Origin of the sequence: Embleya sp. NPDC005575 (genome assembly GCF_040605455.1) — a bacterium.
In the GTDB taxonomy this organism is placed as follows: domain Bacteria; phylum Actinomycetota; class Actinomycetes; order Streptomycetales; family Streptomycetaceae; genus Embleya.
Genome location: NZ_JBEXCV010000331.1, coordinates 1 through 1,996, shown reverse-complemented (window position 1 = coordinate 1,996; position 1,996 = coordinate 1). Strand labels below are relative to the sequence as shown.

The following is a 1,996-nucleotide window of genomic DNA, read 5'->3' as shown; positions in this document are numbered from 1 at the left end:
CGGGTGACGGCCAGGCCGATGCCCTTGGAGGCGCCGGTCACCACGGCCACGCTGTTGGAAAGCTTGAGGTCCATGCTCGTCCTTCTGTGGATGGAACTCCTCGCCCGGGAGGCGAGGGAGAGCTCTGCGGTGCGCTCTCGTGTGTTGAAACACCGATGGTTCGCGATGGGTTGCACCCGGCCCTCGGTTGCAACCGACCGACGGAGGGCGGGGTTTCGTTACCCGACACAAACCCCACCGTCTTCCGGGAGTTCGCATGCCCACCTCCGTGTCCCGCCCGCGTCGCTCCCTGCTGCTGCTGGTGTCCCTCGCGCCGCTGATGGCCAACGCCGACGCGGGACTCGTCCTACTGGCAGTGCCCGACATCCAGCGCGACCTGTCGATGAGCCTGACCGAAGCGCACTGGGTGACCAATGTGTATGTGGTGTTGGCCGGCGGTCTGCAGCTGCTCGGCGGCCGATTGTGCGACCGGTATGGGGCGCGTCGGCTCCTCCTGGGTTCGTTGGCGGCCTTCGCCGTGGCGTCGACGCTGTGTGCGGCGGCGCCCAACGCAACGACGCTCCTGTCGGCACGGGCCGCCCAGGCGGTGGCCGCGGCGGTGCTGGTACCGGCGGCGATGTGCGTACTGCTGACCGTGGTTGCGGAGGAGGCGGAGCGCCGCAGGGGCCTCGCCCTGTGGGCCGCGTGCGGGGGAATCGGGTCGGTCGCGGGGGTGTTGGCGGGCGGTCTCGCCTCCAGTCACCTGAACTGGCGCTGGGCGTTCCTGCTCAACGTGCCGCTCGCCCTGGCGGCGTTCGCGGCGGGCGGACGGCTGGACGTGCGCGACGAGCGGCGCTCTCGGGCCACTTCGGTGGACGTGCCGGCCGCGCTGTGTCTGGTCGGTGCGCTGCTGGCGTTGGTGTACGCGCTCGTGGGCGTCGCCGACCACGGATTCGGGCCGGTGACGTGGGCGGTGTCGGCCGTCGCGGTACTCCTGGCCGGGGCGTTCGTGCGGCGCCAGATCGGGTCCGAGGATCCGCTGCTGCCGGCGGCGCTCCTGCGCGATCGTTCGCTGGTGGCGGGCGCCCTGGGCATCGTGTTCGTCGCCGCGGCGACCAGCCCGATCGTGTTCGTGGGCAGTGTCTACCTCCAGGAGGCTCGCGGGTACAGCGCCTGGAAGGCGGGGTGTGCGCTGCTGCCGGTCGTGGGCGGTGTGGTGGTGGTCGGACGTTGGTGTGCCCGTGTGCTGGGACGATTCGGCTCGCGTGGGCCCTGCCTGGTCGGCTGTGCGTCGACCGGTTCGGGCTTGGTGCTGTTGACGTTTCTCACGCCCGAATCGGGTTATGCGACCGGGATGTTGCCGGGGCTGGTGTTGATCGGCGCCGGCCTGCCGATGTTGTGGATGGCATGCGAGATCGCCGCCGTTTCGACAGTGCGCCGGTCGGCCGCGGGGGCAGCCGCGGGCGTGTTGCAGTGCGCGGGCCAGATCGGCGCCGCCCTGGGGCTGGCGCTGGCGGTGACGATGTACGACGGCGCGGGGCGGACCGCGGGCGGTGTCCCGGCGGATCCGTCGGCGCTGACCGCGGGGGTGACCCGGGCCCTGTGGTGTTGTGTGGCGTTGATGCTGTGCGTGGCGGTCACCGCGCAGTGGGGGCTGCGGGTACGGCGGCCGGGCCCTGGGGCGTCCGGGGTCGACGCTTCCCCGACCCCGGCGTGCCCCCGCAACCGTCTCGATCCGGCCACTACGCGGTGACAGGCGAGCGGCACACACGGCGGATCAGCGGACGGGGCGAGGCCGTTTCGACGGCTCGCGCCGCCCTCGGCCACACCGACGCGCGTACCGGCTCCCCGTAGGGGCCGATGGAACGGGTGTGACGGGTTCCGGCGCTCGGGCCGTCCGCGCGCGGAACCGGCTCGCCCCTCCGAGGCTGCTATATCTCGTCAAGCCGCTTGAGGGGTTTTCTGGTCACCGGCGTCTGCCGGCTGCTCGGATCGTTCGAGGAGCTTGAAGAGTTGG

Annotated in this window: 1 protein-coding gene; it reads left to right on the top strand. The window is 71.7% G+C overall.

Annotation, left to right across the window (positions count from 1 at the left end; all coding sequences use genetic code 11):
• Positions 1 to 256: 256 nt before the first annotated feature.
• Positions 257 to 1,732, top strand: a complete 1,476-nt coding sequence (locus ABZS54_RS42800) for an MFS transporter (RefSeq protein ID WP_355548836.1) — start codon at positions 257 to 259, stop codon at positions 1,730 to 1,732.
• The last annotated feature ends 264 nt before the right edge of the window (positions 1,733 to 1,996 follow it).

What these genes read in the sequence shown, in the direction of transcription:
- ABZS54_RS42800 (WP_355548836.1), top strand. Translation starts at nt 257, where the DNA reads ATGCCCACCTCCGTGTCCCGCCCGCGTCGCTCCCTGCTGCTGCTGGTG.